Raw genomic sequence first — 448 nt, forward strand, 5'->3', positions numbered from 1 at the left:
AGGGGAGAAAGAGGAAAAAAAAAAGAGAAAAAGCAAATAGAAAAAAAAAAGAAAGAAAAGAAAGAAGAAAAAGGGAAGAGGAAGAAGGAAGAAAAGAAAGAAAGAGAGAAGGAAAAAGAGAGGAAAGGAGGAAAAAAAAAGAGGGGGAAAGAAAGAGGAGGGGAAGAAGAGAGGAGAAGAAGAGGAGAGGGAAAGGGGAGAGGGGAAAAGGAGAGAAAGAGAGAAGGAAGAAGGGAAGAGAGGGAGAAAGGGGGAAGGAAAGAGAGGAGGGAAAAAAAAGGAAAAGGGGAAAAAGAGGAAGTTAGTAAAAAAAGAGGAGAGAAAAAGGGAGAAAGAGGAGAGGAGAAAAGGGAGAGGGAAGAAAGAAAAAAGGGAGGAGAGGGGAAGGGAAAAAGAAAGGAGAAAGAAAGGAAAAAAAAACGAGGAAGACCATCTCATTATCAGTGTC

General features: G+C 40.6%; 1 protein-coding gene. It reads left to right on the plus strand.

The genetic code is table 11. From position 1 onward, the window contains the following. On the plus strand, window positions 1-448 hold a 448-nt coding region (locus A3773_RS19820; RefSeq protein WP_197462845.1), incomplete at both ends, for a hypothetical protein.

It is taken from the genome of Neptuniibacter pectenicola, from assembly GCF_001597735.1.
In the GTDB taxonomy this organism is placed as follows: Bacteria; Pseudomonadota; Gammaproteobacteria; order Pseudomonadales; family Balneatricaceae; genus Neptuniibacter; species Neptuniibacter pectenicola.